At 49.4% G+C, this 2040-nt stretch carries 2 protein-coding genes and 1 pseudogene; 1 reads left to right on the forward strand and 2 read right to left on the reverse strand.

Annotation, left to right across the window (positions count from 1 at the left end):
• A pseudogene (gene aspA / locus KQJ19_RS23380) lies at positions 1 to 157 on the reverse strand (aspartate ammonia-lyase); the annotation flags it as partial.
• A 338-nt stretch (positions 158 to 495) separates the two neighbouring features.
• Here aspA and KQJ19_RS23385 point away from each other — a divergent pair.
• Positions 496 to 972 carry an FxsA family protein gene (locus KQJ19_RS23385; RefSeq protein WP_016151389.1) on the forward strand — a complete coding sequence of 159 codons (477 nt, stop codon included), beginning with the start codon at positions 496 to 498 and terminating at the stop codon, positions 970 to 972.
• A gap of 48 nt (positions 973 to 1020) precedes the next feature.
• Here KQJ19_RS23385 and yjeH read toward each other — a convergent pair.
• The coding region (gene yjeH / locus KQJ19_RS23390; RefSeq protein ID WP_216404260.1) for an L-methionine/branched-chain amino acid transporter at positions 1021 to 2040 on the reverse strand (1020 nt) is incomplete at its 5' end.

Genomic DNA, 2040 nt, shown 5'->3' on the forward strand with positions numbered 1-2040 from the left:
TTACCATACCGCGAACAAATTCAGGAATGTCGCTGATTTTGTTGTTGCTAATGTAGAAGTTTTCAATCGCTCTCAGAGTGTGAACACCGTAGTAGGCGTCCGCTGGAACTTCCCTGGTACCCAACAAGTCTTCTTCGATACGAATGTTGTTTAACATGTGAACCTTCTTTTTCAAGCTGCCAATGATTTGACTAAACACACAGGATATATGTGATTTCGATTGTTTCTCGACCGACGATTATCCCCTGCATCGGTCTGATACTCGAGATCATATGCTGGTTCAGGATTTCTACCGTAATCTGGATCACTTAAAGCGTGGAATTTACCCCTTATTTATTATTCTGTGAAATGGATCACCCCTTTAGGATTAATACTAAAAATAAGTGTACAAGCGACTTGAAATTTTGCTAACCACCTCAACATCTAATTGATGCGAGTCACATAATTCATCGGACAGGCGTTGAAAAAAACGACTGTTATTGACAGGAGAACCCTTTGCGCTGGATACCATTACTTGCCATTTTTCTCTATGTTTACATAGAGATATCTATTTTTATTCAGGTTGCCCATGTCCTGGGTGTCCTGATGACGCTGATTTTGGTTATTTTTACGTCGGTTATCGGTATGTCTCTGGTTCGTAACCAGGGATTTAAAAACTTTTTACTGATGCAACAAAAAATGGCGGCTGGTGAAAGTCCTGCTGCAGAAATGATCAAGAGCGTGTCGCTGATCATTGCTGGTCTACTGTTGGTACTGCCCGGTTTTTTCACCGATTTCCTCGGTCTTCTTCTTTTATTACCCCCGGTGCAAAAACATCTGACGATGAAGCTGCTGCCGCATTTGCGTTTTTCGCGTATGCCGGGCGGTGGTTTCAGCGCCGGAACTGGGGGCGGTGAGACCTTTGATGGCGAATTTCAGCGCAAAGACGACGATCGCAACCGTATTGATCATAAAGACGATCCTCGGGATTAAGCATCAGTATGCGGGCCGGATAAGCGTGAGCACTATCCGGCAAAATGCTTATCTGCCGGATGACGGCGTCAACGTCGCCTTATCCGGCCTGCGGGGTAAAAACAGCCACAGCCCTGCCAGCATAATCAGCGCATACAGGCTCTTCCAGCCAACCATTGCCAACAGCAGCAGACACAGTAGACCGCCAATGACCGCCAGCATGCGATAATGCCCTTTCAGTAATCGACATCCCGCCAGCATGCACAGCAAATAAATCATAATAAAGATGCCGTTAGCATAGATGATTAACGCATCGAGATTGATTTTCAGCATATAGATGCACAACGTACTGATCACGCAGCAGCCCAATACGGCGTTTAGCGCATTGCGCGGAAGGTGGCGGGGTGACAGACGCGCCAGATGACTTTCCGGCTTATATTGCGCTTGCGACCAGACCAGCCTGGCGAAACTTTGAATATAAATGTTGAGACTGGCAAAACAGGCCAGATAACCAATGATGCAGGCGACCCACAGTGCCTGTACGCCAAATAACTGCACGACGATCTCTGGCAGTGAGGCCGCCGCCGCCATTTGCTCACCGTAGGCGTCAAAATGAAGCACGACGACGGTGCATGCCCAATAAACAGAGCCCGCAAGCAGCAGGCCGATCATCAGCGCGCGCGGGAAATCCCGCTCCGGGTTTTTGAATTCAGATGCCAGATGGGCAAACGCTTCAAGGCCAACAAAACACCAGAACATCACCGACAGCGCGGCGAACAGTCCGCGGAGCTCAATCTCGGTTATCGCAGGGAAGGGGATTTCGCCAGGTTTCACATCGCCCGCCCACCAGATGGCGACAATGAGGGCAACAATCAATCCGGCAATGACCGTTTGCAGATTAGCGCTAGAGCTGGCACCGTGGGAGCCGATATACCAAACCAATGCCAGCGTACCGAGCTCTGCCAACAGAAGCTGTTCGTCATGCCAGCCAAACATTGCCTGACCAAATCCGGCGGCAATATGTAATGCCGCGGGCAAGCCGACGGGAATCACCGACAAAAATAGCCATCCGGTGACGCGCTCCAGGCG

It is taken from the genome of Citrobacter sp. S46_ASV_140, from assembly GCF_018919545.1.
GTDB lineage: Bacteria > Pseudomonadota > Gammaproteobacteria > Enterobacterales > Enterobacteriaceae > Citrobacter > Citrobacter braakii.